This window comes from Nocardia sp. NPDC050175 (assembly GCF_044459885.1).
Classification (GTDB): Bacteria; Actinomycetota; Actinomycetes; order Mycobacteriales; family Mycobacteriaceae; genus Nocardia.
Map to the genome: position 1 here is coordinate 645,247 of NZ_JBITJI010000004.1, position 20,049 is coordinate 665,295.

21 protein-coding genes and 1 pseudogene are annotated in these 20,049 nt (G+C 66.0%); 9 read left to right on the plus strand and 13 right to left on the minus strand.

The annotated features are described in order from the left end of the window. Positions 1 to 4 precede the first annotated feature (4 nt). From ACIBK2_RS17320 to ACIBK2_RS17340, 5 genes are all read right to left on the minus strand, one after another. A complete protein-coding gene (locus ACIBK2_RS17320) occupies positions 5 to 985 on the minus strand; it encodes a phytoene/squalene synthase family protein (RefSeq protein ID WP_396968301.1) in 981 nt (326 codons plus the stop codon). 10 nt (positions 986 to 995) lie between these two features. Beyond that, positions 996 to 2,522 carry a phytoene desaturase family protein gene (gene crtI, locus ACIBK2_RS17325; protein ID WP_396968303.1) on the minus strand — a complete coding sequence of 509 codons (1,527 nt, stop codon included), beginning with the start codon at positions 2,520 to 2,522 and terminating at the stop codon, positions 996 to 998. A 13-nt stretch (positions 2,523 to 2,535) separates the two neighbouring features. Beyond that, complete coding sequence (locus ACIBK2_RS17330) at positions 2,536 to 3,651, minus strand: polyprenyl synthetase family protein (protein WP_396968305.1); 1,116 nt, start codon at positions 3,649 to 3,651, stop codon at positions 2,536 to 2,538. Further along, positions 3,648 to 4,721: a glycosyltransferase gene (locus tag ACIBK2_RS17335; RefSeq protein WP_396968307.1), complete on the minus strand. Its 1,074-nt coding sequence runs from the start codon at positions 4,719 to 4,721 to the stop codon at positions 3,648 to 3,650. The genes ACIBK2_RS17330 and ACIBK2_RS17335 overlap by 4 nt, the downstream gene beginning before the upstream one ends. 615 nt (positions 4,722 to 5,336) lie before the next feature. Next, positions 5,337 to 6,206 (minus strand): MerR family transcriptional regulator, encoded by an 870-nt coding sequence (locus tag ACIBK2_RS17340; protein WP_396968309.1) that lies wholly within the window; start codon positions 6,204 to 6,206, stop codon positions 5,337 to 5,339. A 280-nt stretch (positions 6,207 to 6,486) separates the two neighbouring features. On the opposite strand from ACIBK2_RS17340, the gene ACIBK2_RS17345 reads away from it, so the two are divergent. Together ACIBK2_RS17345 and ACIBK2_RS17350 are read left to right on the plus strand one after the other, a co-directional pair. After that, entirely contained in the window at positions 6,487 to 7,383 is an 897-nt protein-coding gene (locus ACIBK2_RS17345) for an NAD(P)H-binding protein (protein WP_396968311.1), read from the plus strand. Then, a complete protein-coding gene (locus ACIBK2_RS17350) occupies positions 7,380 to 8,006 on the plus strand; it encodes a CPBP family intramembrane glutamic endopeptidase (RefSeq protein ID WP_396968313.1) in 627 nt (208 codons plus the stop codon). Before ACIBK2_RS17345 ends, ACIBK2_RS17350 begins: the two co-directional genes overlap by 4 nt. 60 nt (positions 8,007 to 8,066) lie before the next feature. Here ACIBK2_RS17350 and ACIBK2_RS17355 read toward each other — a convergent pair whose 3' ends face one another. From ACIBK2_RS17355 to ACIBK2_RS17365, 3 genes and pseudogenes are all read right to left on the minus strand, one after another. After that, positions 8,067 to 8,387: a hypothetical protein gene (locus ACIBK2_RS17355; protein WP_396968315.1), complete on the minus strand. Its 321-nt coding sequence runs from the start codon at positions 8,385 to 8,387 to the stop codon at positions 8,067 to 8,069. A gap of 267 nt (positions 8,388 to 8,654) precedes the next feature. Next, a pseudogene (locus tag ACIBK2_RS17360) lies at positions 8,655 to 8,834 on the minus strand (chemotaxis protein CheB); the annotation flags it as partial. Between the two features lie 295 nt (positions 8,835 to 9,129). Continuing rightward, the gene (locus ACIBK2_RS17365) at positions 9,130 to 11,262 is read right to left on the minus strand and encodes an ArnT family glycosyltransferase (protein WP_396968317.1); all 2,133 of its coding nucleotides are present in this window, start codon (positions 11,260 to 11,262) and stop codon (positions 9,130 to 9,132) included. Positions 11,263 to 11,566: 304 nt separating this feature from the next. Between ACIBK2_RS17365 and ACIBK2_RS17370 the strand changes: the two genes are divergently transcribed. Then, positions 11,567 to 12,793: a Glu/Leu/Phe/Val dehydrogenase dimerization domain-containing protein gene (locus tag ACIBK2_RS17370; RefSeq protein ID WP_396968319.1), complete on the plus strand. Its 1,227-nt coding sequence runs from the start codon at positions 11,567 to 11,569 to the stop codon at positions 12,791 to 12,793. Positions 12,794 to 12,840: 47 nt separating this feature from the next. Here ACIBK2_RS17370 and ACIBK2_RS17375 read toward each other — a convergent pair whose 3' ends face one another. Next, the gene (locus tag ACIBK2_RS17375) at positions 12,841 to 13,200 is read right to left on the minus strand and encodes a chitin binding peritrophin-A domain-containing protein (RefSeq protein WP_396968321.1); all 360 of its coding nucleotides are present in this window, start codon (positions 13,198 to 13,200) and stop codon (positions 12,841 to 12,843) included. Positions 13,201 to 13,951: 751 nt separating this feature from the next. Here ACIBK2_RS17375 and ACIBK2_RS17380 point away from each other — a divergent pair. The 3 genes from ACIBK2_RS17380 to ACIBK2_RS17390 all read left to right on the plus strand — a co-directional run bounded on the left by ACIBK2_RS17380 (position 13,952) and on the right by ACIBK2_RS17390 (position 15,540). After that, on the plus strand, positions 13,952 to 14,554 hold the full coding sequence (locus ACIBK2_RS17380) for a transglycosylase SLT domain-containing protein (protein ID WP_396968323.1): 603 nt from the start codon (positions 13,952 to 13,954) through the stop codon (positions 14,552 to 14,554). Positions 14,555 to 14,658: 104 nt separating this feature from the next. Further along, on the plus strand, positions 14,659 to 14,973 hold the full coding sequence (locus ACIBK2_RS17385) for a hypothetical protein (RefSeq protein ID WP_396968325.1): 315 nt from the start codon (positions 14,659 to 14,661) through the stop codon (positions 14,971 to 14,973). 75 nt (positions 14,974 to 15,048) lie between these two features. Beyond that, complete coding sequence (locus ACIBK2_RS17390; protein ID WP_396968327.1) at positions 15,049 to 15,540, plus strand: DUF1992 domain-containing protein; 492 nt, start codon at positions 15,049 to 15,051, stop codon at positions 15,538 to 15,540. 216 nt (positions 15,541 to 15,756) lie between these two features. On the opposite strand, the gene ACIBK2_RS17395 is transcribed toward ACIBK2_RS17390, so the two are convergent. After that, a complete protein-coding gene (locus ACIBK2_RS17395) occupies positions 15,757 to 16,224 on the minus strand; it encodes a MarR family winged helix-turn-helix transcriptional regulator (protein WP_396968329.1) in 468 nt (155 codons plus the stop codon). Positions 16,225 to 16,286: 62 nt separating this feature from the next. Between ACIBK2_RS17395 and ACIBK2_RS17400 the strand changes: the two genes are divergently transcribed. Together ACIBK2_RS17400 and ACIBK2_RS17405 are read left to right on the plus strand one after the other, a co-directional pair. After that, complete coding sequence (locus tag ACIBK2_RS17400) at positions 16,287 to 17,264, plus strand: pirin family protein (RefSeq protein WP_396968331.1); 978 nt, start codon at positions 16,287 to 16,289, stop codon at positions 17,262 to 17,264. Between the two features lie 123 nt (positions 17,265 to 17,387). Beyond that, a complete protein-coding gene (locus ACIBK2_RS17405; protein ID WP_396968333.1) occupies positions 17,388 to 17,687 on the plus strand; it encodes an excalibur calcium-binding domain-containing protein in 300 nt (99 codons plus the stop codon). A 64-nt stretch (positions 17,688 to 17,751) separates the two neighbouring features. Here ACIBK2_RS17405 and ACIBK2_RS17410 read toward each other — a convergent pair whose 3' ends face one another. Continuing rightward, positions 17,752 to 17,973, minus strand: coding sequence for a DUF3618 domain-containing protein (locus tag ACIBK2_RS17410; RefSeq protein ID WP_218474887.1), 222 nt, complete (start codon positions 17,971 to 17,973; stop codon positions 17,752 to 17,754). 233 nt (positions 17,974 to 18,206) lie between these two features. Here ACIBK2_RS17410 and bcp point away from each other — a divergent pair, with 233 nt between their 5' ends. Continuing rightward, positions 18,207 to 18,680: a thioredoxin-dependent thiol peroxidase gene (gene bcp / locus ACIBK2_RS17415; protein WP_396968335.1), complete on the plus strand. Its 474-nt coding sequence runs from the start codon at positions 18,207 to 18,209 to the stop codon at positions 18,678 to 18,680. Here the strand turns inward: bcp and ACIBK2_RS17420 are convergent. Together ACIBK2_RS17420 and ACIBK2_RS17425 are read right to left on the minus strand one after the other, a co-directional pair. Beyond that, positions 18,677 to 18,874, minus strand: a complete 198-nt coding sequence (locus tag ACIBK2_RS17420; RefSeq protein ID WP_396968337.1) for a hypothetical protein — start codon at positions 18,872 to 18,874, stop codon at positions 18,677 to 18,679. The genes bcp and ACIBK2_RS17420 overlap by 4 nt on opposite strands. A 362-nt stretch (positions 18,875 to 19,236) precedes the next feature. Next, positions 19,237 to 19,986 carry a TetR/AcrR family transcriptional regulator gene (locus ACIBK2_RS17425; RefSeq protein WP_396968339.1) on the minus strand — a complete coding sequence of 250 codons (750 nt, stop codon included), beginning with the start codon at positions 19,984 to 19,986 and terminating at the stop codon, positions 19,237 to 19,239. Positions 19,987 to 20,049: the final 63 nt, after the last annotated feature.

Here is a 20,049-nt window from a genome sequence, read left to right on the forward strand (position 1 = left end):
ACTCCTAGGTCCGCTCACGCGGTTGCGAAATATCCGATGCCCGTGCGGTTTCCGGTATCTGTGCCGGCCTGCGGCGGGCCGACCAGGCCCGTAGCAGACCTGCCGCACCGATGCGCATCCGACGGCCGGTGCCGACCCGGGCCCGCTGACCGAAGACTTCGAAGTCGTTGTCCTCGATGCGGTCGAGGATCTCCGAGTACAGGGTCAGCGCGGTCGCTACGCACGGCCGCGAGCGCGGCGCGAGTCGCTCGATCCCGCCGCCCGCGTAATCGTAGATTTCCCTGGTGATTTCATGTTGCGCCGCCAGTGCCCGGCGAACTCGGGGCTCCGTTTGCCTGCGTCGGCTGCACCACGCCAGCAGGTCCCGATCGACGCCGTAGGCGGCCAGTTCGTCGGCCGGTAGGTAGACGCGGTCGCGTGCCAGATCCTCATCGACGTCGCGCAGAAAGTTGGTCAGCTGGAACGCTTTACCCAAGGCTGCCGCGTAGGGAGCTGCGGCGGAGATGGTTTCGGTCGCGCCGAGGATGGGGAGCAGTTGCAGGCCGATCACCTCGGCTGAGCCGTAGACGTAGCGGTCCAGTGCGGCGCGGTCCGGATAGTCGGTGATGGTCAGATCCATTCGCATCGAGGTCAGGAACGCGTCGAACAGATGATCATCGATGTTGTAGCGGTCCGCCGTGTGCAGCACGGCGGCGAGCACCGGATCGCCACCACTGTCGCCGACGGCGAATTGCTGTGCCAGCCCATCCAATCGGGCCGCGCGTTCGTCCATGGTGAGTATCGGATCGAAGTCATCGAGAATGTCATCCGCCCGCCGGGCGAATCCGTAGAGCGCGTGCACGGCGGGGCGTTGATCGGGAGCGAGGAGTCTGGTTGCGAGGAAAAACGTCTTGCCGTGGCGGGCGTTGAGTTCGCGACAACACCGATACGATTCGCGCAGCAGCGGGTCAGTGATGCCTGCGGCGGCTAGTTCCGTGCGCGTCATCGTCCTCCGATCAGAATGAGGTGTGCGGGGCCGGGGCGGCAGCGGCGCCGCGCCGAACGTGCGTGTGGCCGGTGATCCGGTCGGCCGCGAGCCGGCCCGAGATCAGCACCGGCGGGATCCCGACCCCCGGCACGGTGGATCCGCCCGCGAGCACCACATTGTCGATGCCACGGATCATGTTGGCCGGGCGGAACGGGCCGGTCTGGGCGAACGTGTGCGCCAGTGCGAACGGACTGCCCGCGAGCATGTCCTTGCGCGCCCAGTCGTCCGGGGTGACGATCTGCAGCAGATCGAGGTTGTGCCAGCCACGAGAACCCATCCGGCGCTGCGCGATATCGAGGATCTGCTCCGCGTAGGTCGTCCGGAACGTCGGCCAATCGATATGCCCGCGTGCCAGATTCGGTGCCGGAGCCAGCAGATAGAGCAGGTCGCGCCCGGCCGGAGCGAGGCTCACATCACCCGCCGTCGCCCGGGTCAGCAGCAAGGATGGATCGGACATGACTCGGCCGCCGTCGATGATCTCCCGAAAGGAACTCTCCCACTCGGTACCGAACAACAGCGAATGGTGCGGCAAATCCGGCCGGCCGCGGTCACAACCGATGTGCAGGACAACCGCGGACGGCGCGGCCTTGATCCCGATCGGACGTCGCGTCCGGTGCCTGAGCAGCTCATAGGTGCGATGCAGTTCGGTCGTCAAAACCACTGCGTCGCAATCGATCTGCTCGTCCTTATCAGTGTGTACAGCCGTCACCCTGCCACCAGAGCGGACCAACTCCGTGACCGTGCTCTGATAACGGAACCGCACCCCGGCGGCGGTCGCCGCGGCGGCCAGCGCGTCCGGGACCGCGCGCATACCGCCGCGCGGAAAGTAGACCCCCGACATGGTGTCCATATGCGCGATGACCGCATAAGCGGCGAGGGCTCGGTCCGGCGCGACTCCGGCGTAGAGCGACTGGAAGGTGAACACCCGGCGCAGGTCGGGATCCGAGATGAATTGGGCGACTTTGTGATCCCAGTGGCGGAATCCGCCAAGCGCCGTCAGCCGCGCCAATGCCGGCGTCAGCATCGAGAGCGGCGATTCGAAGTTCGACGCGATGAATCCGTCGAATTCGGCTCGGTACAACCGGGCCAGCCAGTCCCGCAGCCGCCGATACCCCGCTGCCTGCTCGCTACCCGCGAACTCGGTGACCGCGTGCACCATCGCGTCCTCGTCGCTGTGCACCTCGAGGGTGCGCCCGTCGGCATAGAACGCGTGGTAGGCAGGCGTGACCGGATGCAGGTCCAGCCGATCCTGGGTCCGCTCCCCCACCGCGTCGAAAACGTCGTCGAGCAGCTCCGGCATCGTCAAGACCGTCGGACCGGTATCGAGTCGATAGCCGTCGAGGTCGAGTCGGCCCATCCGGCCGCCCGGCACATCCTCACGTTCGACCACCGTGACTTGGCGGCCCCGTCCCGCGAGGTGGATGGCTGTGGTCAGGCCGGCCAGTCCGGCGCCCACCACCACTACGTGGTCGCTACGTCCGGTCACCGTGCGCATTACTTCCTCCTCATCACAGCTGCCGTGCGGTGCACAGCAGCGCCATCTGATCCAGCGCAGCGCGTCGATCTCGGTCGAGCCCGGCGGCGTCGAGTGCGGCGCGCGCCTCAGCCACCCGGTCCGCGATCATTTCTTCGATACGTTCCGGCGCCCCGGATGCCGCGATCAACTCCCGGCACCGGTCGATCGCGGCGGCATCGAGCTCAGCGAGACTGAGCAATTCGGTCAGCTGCTGCCGGATCGCGGTGTCCCCGGTCGCCAACGCGGCCACTACGACGCTGGTTGCCTTGTGCTGTCCCAGGTCGCTGTCCTCGAGCTTGCCGGTGATGGCGGCCGAACCGAAGATCCCGAGCAGGTCGTCGCGTAGCTGAAAGGCTTCGCCGATCCGAGTTCCGTAGCGGGCCAACATCATCGACGTCTGTTCCGGGCATCCGGCCATGGCGGCCCCGAGCTCCAGCGGTCGCAACACGGTGTAGTTACCGGATTTCGCGCGCGCGATGTTCAGCACGGAGTCCATGGACGGCGCGGTGCGGACATCGTTGGCCAGGTCGTGGAATTGGCCGATCGCCAGCTCGATTCGCATCGAGTCGTAGCTCGTCCACACTCGCGCCAGTGCGGCGTCGGCTATTCCACTGTCGCGCAGCATCTGCTCGGCCCACACCAGGCACATATCACCGAGCAACGTCGCTGCCGACTTGCCGAAGCGCGACGCCGATCCAGGCAGGCCGCGCTCGCGGTGTCGGTCGGTGAGCTGCACGTGTGCGGCCGGCGAGCCTCGGCGCAACAGGCCGTCATCCATCACATCGTCTTGCAGCAAAGCGAACCCGTGCAGCAGCTCTAGCGAGGCGGCCGCGCGCAAGGCCGCCGGATCAGGTTCGGCACCGCACAACCAACCCAGATACATGAACGTCGATCGCACACATTTACCGCCGACGGCATACTGGCGCAGGATCGCTTCGACACCGGCGTCACGCAGCTCCGCTATCTCCACCTTCCGCAGGAAAGTGGAGAGCTCATGCAGCACCTGGGTACGAACACCCGTATGCCAGTCCCCGAACTCCACCCCGGGACCAAGACTGGTCGAGTTCGGCCATGAGGACGGTCGCGGATCGGAAAACACTGTACTCATGCCGAACCCCCTCGCTGTCCGATCGAGATGCCGTTGTCCGGCGAGACCTCACGCACGGACGCTGCGGGCGACCGGACGATGTCGTCGAGCACTTCGGCGATGGTCTCGAACGGCGATCGCTGTGCCATCTCGCGGGCAATTCGGCCTGCCGCTTCGCTAAAGCTGTTGTCGCGCAACACGCGATCCACTGCGGCGGCTACCGCTGCGGGTCGTGGTCGGGCACCGAGGTTTATACCCGCGCCGGTATAAGCCACCCGTGCGGCGACTTCCGGCTTGTCCGCGGTCTCGCCCGCCACGATCAAGGGAATCCCGTGACCCAGCGCCTGCTGCACCCCGCCGTAGCCACCATTGGTGATCATCACGTCGACGTACGGCAGCAATCTGGAGTACGGGACGAAGTCACAAATGCGGGCGTTGGCTGGTATCTGCCCGAGCGCCGCGGGTGAACCACCCGTACTGACTACGATCAGGACATCCGAGCGATCGCCCAACGCGGACAGAGCGGGCCGGAGCAACTGATCGAAATCGTCGTTGTCCCAGGTCCCTTGGGTAACGTGCACGATCCGTTGTGGGCCATGGAGACTGTTCCACCACGGCGGGAGTCCCCGATCGGCGCAGACCGGACCCGGTATCGGTCCGGTGAACACAAGCGACGGCGGCAGGTCGCGCCGGGGGTACTCGAAGGCGGGCACCGTGAGCTGCAACAGCCGGTCAGCCAACGCCGGCCAGTCGAGCAGGTAAACCGGCGCGGTCGGGAGGTCGTGCGCGCGCAAAAGGGCGTCCAGTCGGGACTGTTCGGTGCGGAACAGGACGTGCCGCACAAACCTGTTCATCGTTGTGTAGTCGCGCTCTCGGCGCGGCTGCCACCCGATGCCGAAGGGTGGGCAGTCGGTGCTGGACAGAGTCAACGGCCCCACTCCGAATACCAGAACCGGTGGCCGGTGGCGACCGGACAACAACAGTGGGATCGTGCCGGTGAACATCGAATCCACCAGCACCGCATCGAAATTCGTGCGGGTCAGCTCGGCTGCCAACGCCGCGTGCTGCGCAGCCAGCGGCGCCAAGAACACCGACCTCAGTTCGGCCCGACCAATTCGCCAGCGCCGCAGTAAACATGGGCCTCGCTGCGATGCAACCGGGGCGACCGCCGCACCGGCCGGCAGTGTCGACATCCGAAGACCGAGATCGACAACGTTCTTCCGATACCGCGCGCCGGTCAGCACATGGACCTGATGCCCACGTCGGCGCAGCTCACTTGCCACGCTGAGCATCGGTGCGACGTGCCCAGGTATCGGACTCGCGGCGACCAAATATCGAGCCATCCTCAGAGTCCTTCGCTGTTCTGCGGTCACAGGACCGGTATCGACAACTCGTACGCGACAGGCTCGACGTTGAGCGAGAGGGGCCGGCGCACACTAAGCCACCGTCGACCGACTGTGTCGCTTCGGCCGTTTGGCTGGATGCGCTGGTGACGTATCACCACTCGTTTGCACGCAGCGGACTCGATCGGGAACACCTCTGCGGGCTGAACCCACGTCGACTCCTTCCGACTGCGCTACCGACATGATACGCGAAACGATGCACTAACGGTGCAAACCGTTGAGTCAACTCTCTCAGAAACTTAACAAAACGACAAGTGTCAAACGCCCTGGACCGAGCATCGGATTGCACCTGGAGTTGATTCGCTAGTCGGCAGCGACCGCCCGCATCAGGTATTCGACGGCGTCCTCGAGCGAATTGACATGCCGTACCCCGACTGGCAGATCACCGCCGTACCAGCCCGGTCCGGCAAGCAATACCCCCGGCGAACCACCCCACACAGCGTGGATCGCCGCGACCGGCGCCGTCGCCGCAGACTGCGACCACAACACAACAAACGGCGGCCGATCATGTCTCGACAACGCATCCGTCAGCGCATCATCGGGCACCGATGGCCCCAGGAATACCGCAAGCACACCTTGCTCTGCCAAAGCAGCCCGCAGCACCTCGAGCGGCAGCGCGTGATTCTCCGCAGCAGTGCACGCCAGCACAATCGGCGTTTGCTCAGCACGCGAAGGCGGCAACGGCACCATCCGATGCAGACCGGTCGCGACCGCCCACGACAGCAGATGCTCGACGTCGATGAACCGGTCACCACGTTCTTGACGGCCGACGATCTCGGCAAAAGCCGGACGGCACAGTCGGTTCCATGTCGCGACGACCCCGAAACGAGCGAAATGAGCGGAAACTACGGAGAGCAACTCCGTCGCGTCGAGACGCTCGGCTGCCGACAGCACCGGTGAGACCTCGCCGAGTGCCGGAGCAACCGCCATCCGCGCTGCCCGCGCCGCGCTGGCTGGACTGGCGCCCGCACGGACCAGCTCGACCATTCGCCTGATCACCGCCAGGTCGGCCTGCGCGTAATGCCGATGTCGGCCACGCTGATGCCCCGACGGTCCCAGCCCGTAGCGTCGATTCCAGCTCCGCAGAGTCGCCAGCGGAATCCCGAGTTTGCGTGCCACCACACCGACGGTGAATTCGGTCTCCGCTTCGTCGAAATCGTCGAGGCCGCTCACGTAGTGCTCACGCGGTCATTCACCATGTGTGACAACTGCTCGCCAGCACGACCGCTATGCCGATGCGCCGCTGTTGCCCGACCGTCGAACGCCACTCGCTGTGGGTGGTCGGGACAGCCGACGATCACCGTCATCCAGCCATCCTCGATCGCGCCATATACTAAGAGTAGTAGCGATGCAAAATTGATGCGCCACCCCTCGGTTTGCATAGCCTGACGAAGCGCGGTTCACCCTCCCTGGCGACCCCAATCCACGCTCAATCTACCGACAGGATGCTCCGATGACAGTGCTCGTCGCGGGATCGACCGGCTTCGTCGGCAGGCGACTATGCCCCGAACTGACCGATGCGGGCCATGAGGTCCGCGCCATGACCAGACACCCCGAGTCCTACCAAGGCAGCGGCACCCCGATCGGCGCAGACGTCGCCGATATCGGCTCGCTGCGCATCGCTTTGGCTGACTGCACCGCCGCCTACTATCTGGTCCATTCACTGGCCGAAACAGATTTCGAGCGCCGGGACGCCGACGCGGCCCGTAACTTCGGCCGCGCCGCCGCCGACGCAGGCGTGCAACGGATCATCTACCTCGGAGGCCTCGGCGAAGACAACGACGACCTGTCCGCGCATCTGCGCAGCCGGCGCGAGGTCGAGGGCTTACTCGCCGCGGCAGGCGTGCCGGTGACCACGCTGCGCGCCGGAATCATCGTCGGCCACGGCGGTATCTCCTGGGAGATCACCCGCCAACTCGTGGAACACCTGCCCGCCATGATCACACCCCGGTGGGTGCGCACCCGTACCCAGCCGATCGCGGTCGACGACGTGGTCCGTTATCTGGTCGGCGTGCTGGACAACCCCGAAACCGCCGGGCGCACCTTCGAGATCGGCGGCCCCGACATCCTCGAGTACGTCGACATGCTGCGCCGGGTCGCCAAGATCGAAGGACGCCCGTTGGCCGTGGTGCCGGTACCGCTGCTCTCACCGCGGCTTTCCTCGCTGTGGCTGTCGCTGGTGACCGATGTCGACACCACGACCGGGCGTACGCTCGTCGACTCGATGTCCAACGAAGTTGTGGTCCGGGACAACAGCATTCGCGATCTGGTGCCCTTCGAACCGCTGAGTTACGAGGACGCAGTCCGGCGGGCCCTCGGCGAGCGCGCCGAAGCCAGCCGCATTTCATGACCCGCAAACCCGCCCCAGTTCGAGCCCTGTCTGCACGTCGAGGCCGGGTTGCCGCCGTCGCGGTCGCGGGCACCGGACTACTCGGGGCCTCCTTTGCCGCCGAACCGGATTCCGCCGAGTTCTACCGCCTCACCGTCGCCACCGCGGCGACCTGGGCCTTGGGCGGCGGTACACCAGACACCAGGGCCGACAAAACGGAACACCCCGTCCTCGCTCCCATCCTGATCGGCGCCGGAACGTTCGCCGTCTTCTACGGGTGCGCCCTGATTGCCCGTCGAATCCCCTTCCTGCGCAAAGCAATCACCAGCGTCCTGCGCTACGCCGAACAAGGACCGACCCCTCAGGTGCTGCTGGTCACCCTGGCCAACGGCGCCGCCGAAGAGATCTTCTTCCGCGGCGCCGTTTACTCGGTCGCCGGCCGACACCCCGTTCTCGTCTCGACCGGTGTCTACGCCTGCACCACCGTCGCGACCCGCAACCCGGCCCTGGTCCTGGCCTCGATACTCATGGGCACCCTGTTCGGTCTGCAACGCCGAACCACCGGCAGCATCCAAGCGCCCATACTGACCCACCTGACCTGGTCAACCCTGATGCTGCGGTACCTGCCACGCGCGTTCCGCTGAGCCATCGACAGTCAGGGCCTCGCCGACCAGACAATGCCACCACCGACGATCAAGTGGCGTTTATCGTGGACGACCGTCCCTCGATGCTGCGATCCGCCGGATGCGTTCGTGCGCAAGCAATTCAGTCATTTCTGACAGTGAGTCGGCCAAGTTCGGGTGTAGTTCGGCACGGGCCTGTACGACGGCGGCTTCGATCACGAACAGCGATACTGTCGGGAATTCTCGGCCCAGCCGTTGCGCGCTCACGCGACTCGGCGTCATCGCCTCGCCCATTGCCACACCAATGCCGGTGAATGTTTGATGCCTGACCCGTTGCCAGCACCCGGCGCCCTGACCGAAGGCCCGAATGCGGCCGTGAACGGCGAGCAGGTTCATCGTCACGGAATGACATTCCTCCTGTTCACAGCTATCACGAACCGAGCGACCCGTCATGTCCGAATCAGCTGGTCCAACCGAACTGGGCAGTTGCTAGGCGCCAGAGACGCCTCTCAGTAGCCGCCCGAATGCACGGACGATCCGGCGCGACGGGTCGCCACCTCTTCGAGCCAGGCCACCGGGCGATCGCGGAGTTGGCCTGGGCCAGCGCCGTTCCGAACCGGTTGGTGGACAACGTCTTCGACCAGCATGTGCTCGCAGCGGCCCGAACGATCACACCCCCGCCGAACTGGACCGCGCGAGTAGTCTGCAGATCACCGCGCCGATCTCAGCGAGTGGAACTACGAAGTCAACGGATCCAGTGTCCACCGCAGACTGGGGCATACCGGCGAACTCGGCAGTCTCCGGATCCTGAACGATCACCGTGCCGCCGCGCGACTTCACACCTCGAACCCGCCAGGTTCCGACGTCGGGACAACCAAGGAAATGGTCTGGGCATCACCGACCGGCGGGGCATCCCCCGCGGCACAGCCGGACCAGGTCACTCCACCAATGCCCGGCCAGAGCCATGGGACCTCCCTCGATTCCGCCAACCAAATATATGTTGTCCGATTTGGCAGTTCAATCTTCGTAGACCGACCTGGCGAAAGCCCTGCGCGGCACCGCCGATTCCCGCTCCGACGATGCCGTCAGCAGAATCGAGAACGGCCCAGGTGTGCCGTCGAGGCCGATCGACGGTTCCGGTAAGTCAGCCTTGGTAGGTCGAGAGGTTGTAGACGGTGGTGGATCCGATGGTTTCGGGTTTGAAGTTGGTTGTTACCCAGGTGGTTATGTCGGTGTGGCCGCGGCCGAAGCCGGGGGTGCTGCCTGGGGAGGGAGGGCCGGGGGCCGGAGTGGGGTTGTCGGATGCCGGAGTGCCGGGGGTGCGGGCGGGGGTGCCGTTGGGTCGCGTTGTGCCACTGGGGTTTTCGGGCGTGTTTGGGCGGGCGCCGTTGCCGCCGCGGTTGTTGTTCTGGACCAGATAGTAGGTGATCTGATGGTTCTTGACGTAGTCGATGAACTGGTTCAAGGTGGGTGCCGGGTCGCTGCCACTGAAGCCGCCGATCGCCATTACCGGTGTGTTGGTGGATAATTCGAGGCCGGCCGCGGTGGATGAGCCGTTGGTGGCTGCCGACCATTTGGTTGTCGTGTGTTCCAGCATGGTGTCCAGTTGGGGGTTGTCCTGGCTGGTGCCGAATCCGCCGCGGTTGCCGTGCGGGTCGGCGGGGCCGACGGTCGGGCCGCCACCGAGGTGTGGCGTGCCGACCGTTTCGACTGCGTAGGCGGCTGAGCCGCCGATGGCGCCGAGTAGGCCGGCGATGAGCGCCACGGTCGTTATTCGCTGCCGGAGGCGTGGTCTCCACGGGATCAGGAGTGCGGCGGCTGCCAGCACGGTGACGACGAGGATTGCCACGCGGAGTTCGGGCTGCCAGGCGGAGTTGCGTTCGAGCAGCCAGAAACTCCAGATGCCGGTGACCGCGATGAGGGCCGCCAGGCCGATGCGGCCGAACCAGGTCTGCCTGGTCTGCCACATCTCGAAGACGCCGATGGCGAACAGGCCGGCGATCGCGGGGGCGATGGACAGGCTGTAGTAGGGGTGGATGGTGCCCTGCATGTAGCTGAGGACGAGGCCGTCGATGATCGTCCAGCCGCCGAAAACGATTGCGCCCGCGCGTATTAGATCGGTGCGTGGCGCTTTGCGCCTGGCGATCAGGACCAGGACGAAGGCCAGCAACGCGGCAGGCAGCAGCCAGGCGATCTCGAAACCGAACTCGCCGCCGAACAATCGGCTCAAACCGTGGCTTTGGCCGCCGCCGAAACCGCCGAAACCGCGCTGGGCCCCAGGGTTTTGACCAGGTGTCGCACCAGGGACTTGGCCGGGATCGAGGGGGTTCTGTCCGGGGACAACCGAATTCGAACCAGGTGCCGCACCCGGACCTTGCCCGGGGACAACTGGATTCCGACCGGGCGTCGGGCCCGGCCCACCACGTCCCTGCCCGTGGTTCCGCCCGAGGACACGCGCGAATCCGTTGTACCCGAGCACCAGATTCATGAAGTTGTTGTCCGTCGAACCCGCGATGTAGGGCCGCGACGAGGCCGGCCACAGCAAGGTGACCAGCACGTACCAGCCGGACGAAACGATCAACGCCACCGCGGCGGCGACCAACTGCAGCAGGCGGGTCCGGATCGGGTTCGGCGCCGCGATCAGATAAGCCAGCCCGAGCGCGGGCAGCACCATCAAACCCTCGAGCATCTTCGCCAGGAACGCGAAGCCGAGGGCGACGCCGGCCAGCGTGATCCACAGCGTCGACCCGCGTTGCAGCGCGCGCACCGTGCAATACGCGCCCGCCATCATCAACAGCACCATCACCGCGTCGGGATTGTTGAATCGGAACATCAACGCCGCCACCGGTGTCAGCGCCAGGCACGCGCCTGCGAGCAGTCCGGCGGTGCGGCCGCTGATCCGGGTGACCGCGCCGTAGAGCAACGCGACGGCGGCGACCGCCATCAGCGCCTCCGGGATGAGCATGCTGGCACTGCTGAATCCGAAGATCTGCCCGGACAGCCCCATCACCCACTGCGAGACCGGCGGCTTGTCGACGGTGATGAAGTTCTCCGGGTCGACGGCGCCGAACAGCAGCGCCTCCCAGTTCTTCGAACCCGCTTGCGCCGCACCGGCATAGAACTGGTTGCCCATGCCGTTGCTGGTGATGTTCCACAGATACAGCACCGCGGTCCCCACGAGCAGCACCACCAGCGCGATCCGGTCCCGGACGGTGCGATCCCGGTCGATTCGCGGCGGTGTCGCACTCTCGGGCGTCGTCCCGATGGTTGTAGTCACCTGACCATTGACGCAACCGGGACGGCGAACGCCCTGGGAGCCCGCCGTGAAGTTGCTGGGAGCCACGGCGGACGCCCGGTCGAACGTTCCGCCGGATAGCTAGGCATCTTGTCAAACCACATCGTGGTTACGGCAGGCATTCTGCGCAGGTTGCGCGGGAGACGCTAGGCAGGTTGCGCGGAAATCGTCGGGAATTCACAGTTGCTGACAGAACGGGTGCCGTTCGGCTCGGCCCACTCTCGAGTTGGGTTGCCGCCCTGCCCCTTTGCTCGACGCCATGGTCCGAACGGTGAGGAATACGCACATGAAGAACCTGCTTGCCCAGTTCGAGGAGAAGGCCCCCGAGATCGTGTTCGAGTGGCAGGACTCCGAGACCACCGCGAAGGGCTGGGTGGTGATCAACTCGTTGCGCGGCGGCGCGGCGGGCGGCGGGACTCGGATGCGCTGCGGACTCGACCGCAATGAGGTCGAATCGCTGGCCAAGACCATGGAAATCAAGTTCACCGTGTCCGGGCCCGCGATCGGCGGCGCGAAATCGGGGATCGATTTCGACCCGCGCGATCCACGCAAACGCGAGGTGCTCAGCCGGTGGTATCGGGCGGTCGCGCCGCTGCTGAAGGCCTATTACGGCACCGGCGGCGATCTCAACGTCGACGAGATGGCCGAGGTGGTGCCGATCACCGAGAGTTACGGGCTGTGGCATCCGCAGCAAGGTGTGGTCAACGGGCACTACGGCACCGATGATCGCGAACTCGTCCAGCGGGTCGGTCAGCTTCGGCTCGGGGTGGCGAAGGTGGTCGAGGATCGGCGCTTCACGCCGAATCCGAATGGCAAATACACTGTCGCGGACTTGATTACCGGCTGGGGCGTCGCCGAATCGGTCCGCCATTTCTACCGGATCTACGGTGGCGATCTCGCCGGGAAACGCGTGATCGTCCAGGGCTGGGGCAATGTCGGCGCGGCCGCGGCCTACTACGCGGCGCAGGCGGGCGCGCGGATCGTCGGCATCATCGACCGCGACAGCGGTGTGCTCAACCCGGCAGGCTACACCCTCGAGGAAACCCGAGAGTTGTTCTCCACCAAGCAAGGTAACGCGCTGCACGCCGACGACGCGCTGCCGTTCGACGAGATCAACGACCGCATCTGGAATCTCGGCGCCGAGGTGTTCCTGCCGTGCGCGGCGTCGCGTCTGGTCACCCACGACCAGATCGATCGAATGACCGCGAACGGTTTGCAGGTGATCGCCAGCGGCGCCAACGTGCCGTTCGCCGACTCCGAGATCTTCTACGGGCCGATCTACGAACACGCCGACAAGAGCGTCGCGGTGGTGCCGGACTTCATCGCCAACTGCGGTATGGCACGCGCCTTCGCGCTGCTGATGCAAGGCGATGTCGAGGTGTCGGACGAGGCCATCTTCGGCGATATCTCGACCACCATCGCCACCGCCCTGGACCGCTGCTACGCCCGCTCGAACCTGACTACGAATGTGGCGAGCACGGCCTTCGAGATCGCTCTGGACCAACTCGTCTAGCGCAGCAAACGTTCTTGGAACACCTTGGCATCAGCCAACTTTCACCCTCAGTGGGAATCCCGCGCGACACAGACCAAGCGTTCGTCGTCGTACCAAGCTTCGTCGGCGCAGCGGAATTGGTAGGTGGCCATGCGGTGGGTACGGGACGTCAGGCAGCGGTAGAAGACGGCTCGGTCGTCGGGGTCGGCGTAGTAGCCCTCATCCTTGGTCTGGCAGAAGTCGGAGGGGGCGGCGATGGGGACGACGGCGTATTGGCGGGCGGCGATGTCCCGGCCGGTTCCGGCGGGCAGGTCCACTGCGGCGAGGGTGCCGAGTGTGAGGGCCGCGACACCTAAGGACGGCAGCACCGCGATCACGGTTCCGGCGGCGAGGGCGCCGGTGCGGCACACCAGGCTGTTCGAGTTCATGGACGGGAATTCCCTGTCTCCCCGGTAAAGGGGCGTCGACGGCTAGCTGCTCCCCTGTATTCGGTCCCGTGCACCCGCCGGATCGATTCCGGCGAAAACCATCTGGTCGAGCCGTGGCCGCGGCGGTCTCACGGGTCCCAATCCGGACCAACACCGCGCTCCGACAACAGAAGTGGGTTGCGTTACCCGAAAACTTCTGTGACGTGGCGCACATTGGGTTTAGCAGCAAACTCCCTGCTTAGGTAACGGTTCGGCAACTAGCCGGGGCGCATTCCAAGATCGGTTGCGCCTTGCATTCACCGTTCGTTCACCTCACGTTAACTTACTGTGACCATTCTGCGATCAGGTCATAAAGCGACCTGGAGTTTGGTAACACCGAGGAGTTTTTCACCCACATTCGGAAAACGACCGCAACGGTAGGCCCTATGCCCGCCGCGGTCGGCGGATCGGGATCCGGCAATGGACCCGCTAACCCTGACCTTCCGCCGAATGGGCGCGCCGAGAGGCCGCTTTCTCTCCGCATCGAGATGCGGAGTCCCGCGCGACATCGCGGCCGGGCTCGCAGTTGAGCGCCCCGGCACCGCACCACTGAACGTCGCGTTCCGGGGACCCAGAGCGTCCCCCACAACAAAACCCCACAACAGCACATCAGCCCGTACCTGCGAGCGCCCACCGCGCGCCCGCCCTGGATCCGTGCTGCCTGCGCGCGCCCGGATCGAAACCTGTCCCCGACAAAGGAACCGATTTCGTAATGCCTGACAGACGCTTTTCTTCTCTTCGCCGCTCGACGCTTCGCGAGGGCGTAACTTTCGCCATCGCCGCCGCGGGCGTCGTGGCCGTTGCCGCTTCTTCGGCGGTATCGGTGGCCGACGACAGCGTTCCGTCTCGCATCGCGATGGTGGCCGAGGTGCACAAGGCCGCCGCGCCCGCCGCCGAGGTGGCGGCCCCCGCGCCCATGCCCGCGCCGCTGCCGCTCCCGATTCCCGTGCCCGCGCCGATTCCGGCGCCGATGCCCGCGCCGGCCCCGAGCTACCCGGACAACCTCGACGGCTGGATCCGCCAGGCCCTCGACATCATGCAGTCCAACAACATCCCCGGCAGCTACGACGGCATCCACCGCAACGTGATGCGGGAGTCGACCGGTAACCCGCACGCGATCAATCTGTGGGACTCCAACGCCGCCGCGGGCATCCCGTCCAAGGGCCTGCTCCAGGTGATCGACCCGACCTTCCGCTCGTACCACGTCGAGGGCACCTCCTGGGACATCTACGACCCGGTCGCCAACATCGTCGCCGCCTGCAACTACGCCGCGCGGACCTACGGCTCGATGGACAACGTCAACAGCGCATACTGAGCCACGCATCGACGACGCCTCCCCGCCCGAGCGCGGGGAGGCGTCGTCGCATCCGGCCCGACCTCCGGCTAGGGTCGTTCACCACCGACCTTTGGACTCCCGCGATGACCGATTACGCGCACAGCGATACGGCGGCCAAGAGCCGCGCCGAGAAGGCCCGGCGCCTCGCGAGCTATGTCTGGCACCTCGGCATCACCGGGCCCGAGCTGCTGGCGATGCCCGCGGCGACGCGACGCAAGCTCGCCAGGGCGGCCGACACGAATCCGCCGAGCACCGAGGAGACCTGGGTGACGGTGGCGGAACTGCTCGCTGAGAAGGACGACTGGGCCGCCAGGCACCCTGATCATCCCGCGGCACGGCGCACGCACACCGACGAGAAGCTGATGTGGGTGAAGCCGCCGATCACGCCTTGGTCGTGACCCGTTGCCGGACAAGCGGGTTCGGCGCTTTCGGTATCATGGTGGTAATGCACCCGCCCCGTCAAAGGTGACGAGATGACCGAGCGCAAACCAGCGAACCTGGACTTCGAATCGTGGATCGACAAGCAGATCCGCGAGGCGACCGATCGCGGTGAATTCGAGAATCTGCCCGGTGCCGGCAAGCCCATTCCGCGCGGTAGCGACGACGAGAACTGGTGGCTGAACGGCTATCTCCGGAAAGAAGGCGTGAGCGGCGATGCGCTGCTGCCGCCGTCACTGCTGCTGCGCCGGGATATCGAGCGGGTGCCGGAGACGGTGCGCGAGCTGAACTCCGAGCGCGCGGTCCGCGAGACGGTGCGCGAACTCAACAAGCGGGTGGTCGAGTGGCTGCGCCTACCGCACGGCCCGTACGTCCGCATCGCGCCGGTCGACACCGAGGAGGTCGTCACGCAGTGGCGCGCGGAACGCCGGCCGGAACCCCCAGCCCCGCCGACAACCACCCCGCCGCAGCCGAACCGCCCTGCCAGCCGATGGCGCACCCTCTTCCGCAAACGCCGCGTCACCTGACCACACCCCGGTTACCGGCATCGAGCCGAGTCAAATGGTCGCTAGATGATCTCCACCAGCGACCATTTGACTCGACTCGATCAATCACCCCCCGCTCTGCGTGCCCGCGGACTGGCGAAGCCCGTTGCGGGGTTCACCGAGCGTGCACACCCTTCACAAGGGGTACAGGCGCTGTGGAGGGTACGGGCGGTCTGTGAGATCAACTCCTTCGGCGGTTCAGGCGCCGATTGCTGGTTGGGTTGATTCCTCCACTGCCACAACGACTTTGTCGGATAGTGTCTGCATCGCACGGGCTTCTGCCGGGGTGATGCAGTCGATGAATACCTCGCGTACCAGTCGCACGTGGTTCGGGGCGGCGCGTTCGAGTAGGCGGCGGCCCGCTGCGGTCAGTTGGACGAGCACTCCGCGTGCGTCCTCGGCCACCGGCTGGCGGTCGACCAGCCCGCGTGCGTCCATCCTGGCCAGATGTTTGGATAACCTGCTCTTCTCCCAGCACACCTCGGCCGCGAGGTCCTTGGCCCGCAGGCAGTCGCCGGGCGCGGCCGACAGGGCGACCATCAGCTCGTAGTCCGCCGCGGACAGGCCGTCCTTGGTCAACCCGGCGGCGATCACCGCGTCCAGTCGCTGCCGTAGGCGGATGTATGCGCCCCACGTCGCCTGTTCGTCGTCGCTCAGCCACTCCATGGGAATGAAGTCTACCCACCTTTGGTTGACATGGACACCAACTCCCCTCCCAGGAGGTTCCGATGCCAGCCATCACCGTCCCCGACCTCATGGTGCTGCCGCGCCTGCCCAAGCCCACCGAGACCATGCGCGAGCGCCCGGTACGCACCGTGGTCAGCGCGCCGAAACAGCGCGAGGGCGCGGGCTTCGAAGTGCGCAGGCCGTTCCCGAGCGTGGACCTGCGTACCGCAGACCCGTTCATCCTGCTCGACCAGATGGGCCCGGTCGCCTACGAGCCGCACGAGGCCAAGGGCGCGCCGTGGCATCCGCACCGCGGCTTCGAGACCGTCACCTACGTGATGGACGGCGCCATGGTGCACCACGACTCCAACGGCGGCGGTGGCGTGATCGGCGAGGGCGACACGCAGTGGATGACCGCGGGCTCCGGCATCCTGCACGACGAGCTGCCGACCGAGCACCTAGTAACGACCGGCGGCTGGTTCCACGGCATCCAGCTCTGGGTGAACCTGCCGCGCGCGCTCAAGTTCGCCGCGCCGCGCTACCAGGATCTGCGCGGAAGCGAACTGACCCTGGTCAGCTCGCACGACGGCGGCACACTGGTCCGCCTCATCGCGGGCACGGTCGGCGGCTTCGACGGCCCCGGCTCGACCTACACGCCGATCGCCTACGCACACGCCTCGATCAGCCCGGGCGGACAGCTGGAAACGCCATGGCCGCAACACTTCACGGCGATGGTGTACGTGCTGTCCGGCAGCGGGACGGTCGGCGCCGAGCGCAGGCCGCTGCGCGAGGGGCAACTGGCGGTTTTCGGCCCCGGCGACGCGATCACGGTGAGTGCCGATGTGCGCCAAGACAATCGGAGCGGCGACCTCGAGGTGCTGTTGCTCGGCGGACAACCGATTCAGGAACCCGTTGTCCAATACGGGCCGTTCGTTATGAATACTCGCGCCGAAATCATCCAGGCAATGGACGACTACCAGGCAGGACGCATGGGAAACATCCCCGCCGAGCACTTGGCGGGCCATCGTCTCGGCGAGTGAACGTCATCCCCTAATGCCCTAGTTCTCCGGCGATGCGGTTGACAAGCGGGCGAGGCGTCACGACAGTGGATGCGGCGTCCGGTCGGACGCCCTATCCACCGCAGCAACTATCTAGAGGAATACATGAACGTTCGTCGGCTTACCTTCAGCGCTGCCGTCGCGGGACTGACCCTCCTTGCAGCACCGACCGCGCTGGCCCAGCCCCCCACGGGTTCCTCAGGGACCGGCTCATCCGCCGTCGACAGCGGCTCGGCCGCGACCGGCTCAGCCAATTTGTCCCAGACCGGTTCCGCCGGTGGCGGCTATGCGAATTGCGACGAAGCGCACCGCCTCAACGGAAACCAGCCGCTCTTCCGTGGGCAACCAGGGTTCCAGCCGGGGCTCGATCCGGATGGCGACGGATTCGCCTGCCCTACAGTCTGATTCCTGTGAAAAAAGAACACCCGGTGTGCCAGGCACACCGGGTGTTCTGCTGCTCGGCGACGAGTCAGCGGAAGATCTTGAGCAGCACCAGCCCGACCACCAGGGCCGCCGCGCCGATCAGGCTGTACTTCACCTTGGGCTCGTTCAGCTTCCGCAGCACGATCTGCTTGCTGTCGCTCGCGATCCGCTGCGGATCCGCACGCACCGCGAGTTCGTCGAGCGTGCTCGCCAGCCGCGTGCGCGCGGCCTCGATCTCCTGCTCGATCCGCTCGGTATCCTTCGCCACGTTCAGGCCTCCTGTGTTTGATGTGCCGCGCCAGGGCTCGAATCGCGGTGCGTGTTCGGCCTTCGCGGGTCACCCTCAGCTCCCGGACGAGTCTATCGGTCCGCGCGGAGTTGCCCCGGGTCTGTCCTTCCGCACAGTGCTTCGGGCTGCTGCGCGGTGCCGGTCTTGTCGGTCCATACAGTGTCGTTCGGTCTATCCCCGTGATGTCCGAGCCGTCGGTTACGGTGCAGGACGTGACCGACAACCAACGACTCTCCCCCGGCGACACCGCCCCCGATTTCACGCTGCCCGACGCCGACGGCAAGGACGTGTCGCTCGCCGACTACCGCGGCCGCAAGGTGATCGTGTATTTCTATCCCGCCGCGAGCACGCCCGGCTGCACCAAAGAGGCCTGCGACTTCCGGGACAACCTCAGCGACCTCGACGGCGCGGGCATCGACGTCCTGGGCATCTCGCCGGACAAGCCCGCCAAGCTGGCCAAGTTCCGCGACGCCGAGCAGCTCACCTTCCCGCTGCTGTCGGATCCGGACCGGGCCGTGCTCACCGCGTGGGGCGCGTTCGGCGAGAAGATGATGTACGGCAAGACCGTCACCGGCGTCATCCGCTCCACCTTCCTGGTGGACGAGGCAGGCAAGATCGAGGTCGCCCAGTACAACGTGCGCGCCACCGGCCACGTCGCCAAGCTGCGCCGCGACCTGTCGGTCTAGGCCTGACACTCGTACGGGCGCATGAACTGCTCGTCTATGTCGAGTAGCGGGTCGAGGCCGAACCCCAGGTCAGCGTCGTCCCACTCCACGTCGGCCTGGGCATCCAGCTGGCTCACACAGGTGGCGCAGCGGCGAGTCAGGCCCCGGTTTACCGGGGCCTGACCGGCTTTCAGCGCGAGATCATTCGCTCTCACACCTGTTTCCGGACCACCTCCAGAGGGGTCCGCGATCCTCGCACTCCTTCTTCTTCCTCTCGTTGGACGCCTTTGGGTCGTTATGTTTCTTGCCGTAGCAGTCCTTGAAGATGTCGTATGTGGCCGACCCCTGAAGACAGGTTTCTACTTCTTGGGGACTGGCGTAGGCCGTTGGAGCGGCGGCTACCCATGCGCCTGCTGTCAGAACAGCAGCGGCGAGTAAACCGGCGGTTCGAGCACGATCAAGGCGCATGCGATCCCATCCGTCGAAGGTGGACCAGCTGATCCGGTTCACCGTATCCCCACGTATTCGAACCAGAGACAACTCCGGATGGGAGTGTCACGCTCGTCTCGAAAACCGTCTAGGACTTCTCCTCGTACGCGTGGAGGAACTGCTCGTAGCCGTCGAGCAGGCGGTCCAGGCCGAAGCGGAGGTCGGCGTCGTCCCAATCCACGTCGTCGTCATCGAAGGCCTGGGCGGACAAGGCGCGGGTGAGTGCGGGGAAACGCTGCGGGTCGAGTACCTGGCTCAACAGGGCCGGGTACTCGTCGGTCTCGCCGCCGTCGGCCATCTCCTTGGCGACGCGCATCCGGCCGATCACGTACAACGAAACATTCAGTACGAGTTGCAGTTTGACCGGCTCGGGCACGGCGGTCTCGGCGAACAGGGCCAGGCCCGCGTCCAGCCAGGCCATATTGCACGGCCCCATCGGGGGCGCGCCCAACGGCAGATCCAGGTACCAGGGATGCCGGCGCATCGACCCGGCCACGCCCCACGCCCACGCCTCGATCCCGGCCCGCCAGCCGACGTCGGCGGGCAGCTCCGGCGGTAGCCCGATCGCCCGATCCGACACCAGAGTGAGCAGGGTGTCCTTGCTGTCGACGTACCGGTAGAGCGACATCGCGGTGAAGCCGAGCTGCTTGGCCACCCGGCTCATCGACAGTGCCGTGACCCCTTCGGCATCGGCCACCTCGATCGCCGCGTCGATCACCTGATCCAGACTCAGCCCGCGCTTCGGCCCGCGAGTTCCCGGCTCGGCCAGGCCCCACATCAGCGCGAAGGACTTGGCTGTCGCCGATGTGCCGCTGTCCGCCGCCGGCGTGTCCACCACTTTCGACCCCTCTTCTCGATTGCCTCTTGCCGCGCGCCGAAAACTGTGTACCGTTTAAACAAA

Bases quoted from the DNA above. Each gene is read 5' to 3' on its own strand.
- ACIBK2_RS17370 (WP_396968319.1), top strand. From the start codon at position 11,567: ATGAAGAACCTGCTTGCCCAGTTCGAGGAGAAGGCCCCCGAGATCGTG.
- ACIBK2_RS17380 (WP_396968323.1), top strand. From the start codon at position 13,952: ATGCCTGACAGACGCTTTTCTTCTCTTCGCCGCTCGACGCTTCGCGAG.
- ACIBK2_RS17345 (WP_396968311.1), top strand. From the start codon at position 6,487: ATGACAGTGCTCGTCGCGGGATCGACCGGCTTCGTCGGCAGGCGACTA.
- ACIBK2_RS17320 (WP_396968301.1), bottom strand. From the start codon at position 985: ATGACGCGCACGGAACTAGCCGCCGCAGGCATCACTGACCCGCTGCTG.
- ACIBK2_RS17400 (WP_396968331.1), top strand. From the start codon at position 16,287: ATGCCAGCCATCACCGTCCCCGACCTCATGGTGCTGCCGCGCCTGCCC.
- ACIBK2_RS17330 (WP_396968305.1), bottom strand. From the start codon at position 3,651: ATGAGTACAGTGTTTTCCGATCCGCGACCGTCCTCATGGCCGAACTCG.
- crtI (WP_396968303.1), bottom strand. From the start codon at position 2,522: ATGCGCACGGTGACCGGACGTAGCGACCACGTAGTGGTGGTGGGCGCC.
- ACIBK2_RS17395 (WP_396968329.1), bottom strand. From the start codon at position 16,224: ATGGAGTGGCTGAGCGACGACGAACAGGCGACGTGGGGCGCATACATC.
- ACIBK2_RS17390 (WP_396968327.1), top strand. From the start codon at position 15,049: ATGACCGAGCGCAAACCAGCGAACCTGGACTTCGAATCGTGGATCGAC.
- ACIBK2_RS17385 (WP_396968325.1), top strand. From the start codon at position 14,659: ATGACCGATTACGCGCACAGCGATACGGCGGCCAAGAGCCGCGCCGAG.
- ACIBK2_RS17375 (WP_396968321.1), bottom strand. From the start codon at position 13,200: ATGAACTCGAACAGCCTGGTGTGCCGCACCGGCGCCCTCGCCGCCGGA.
- ACIBK2_RS17405 (WP_396968333.1), top strand. From the start codon at position 17,388: ATGAACGTTCGTCGGCTTACCTTCAGCGCTGCCGTCGCGGGACTGACC.
- ACIBK2_RS17350 (WP_396968313.1), top strand. From the start codon at position 7,380: ATGACCCGCAAACCCGCCCCAGTTCGAGCCCTGTCTGCACGTCGAGGC.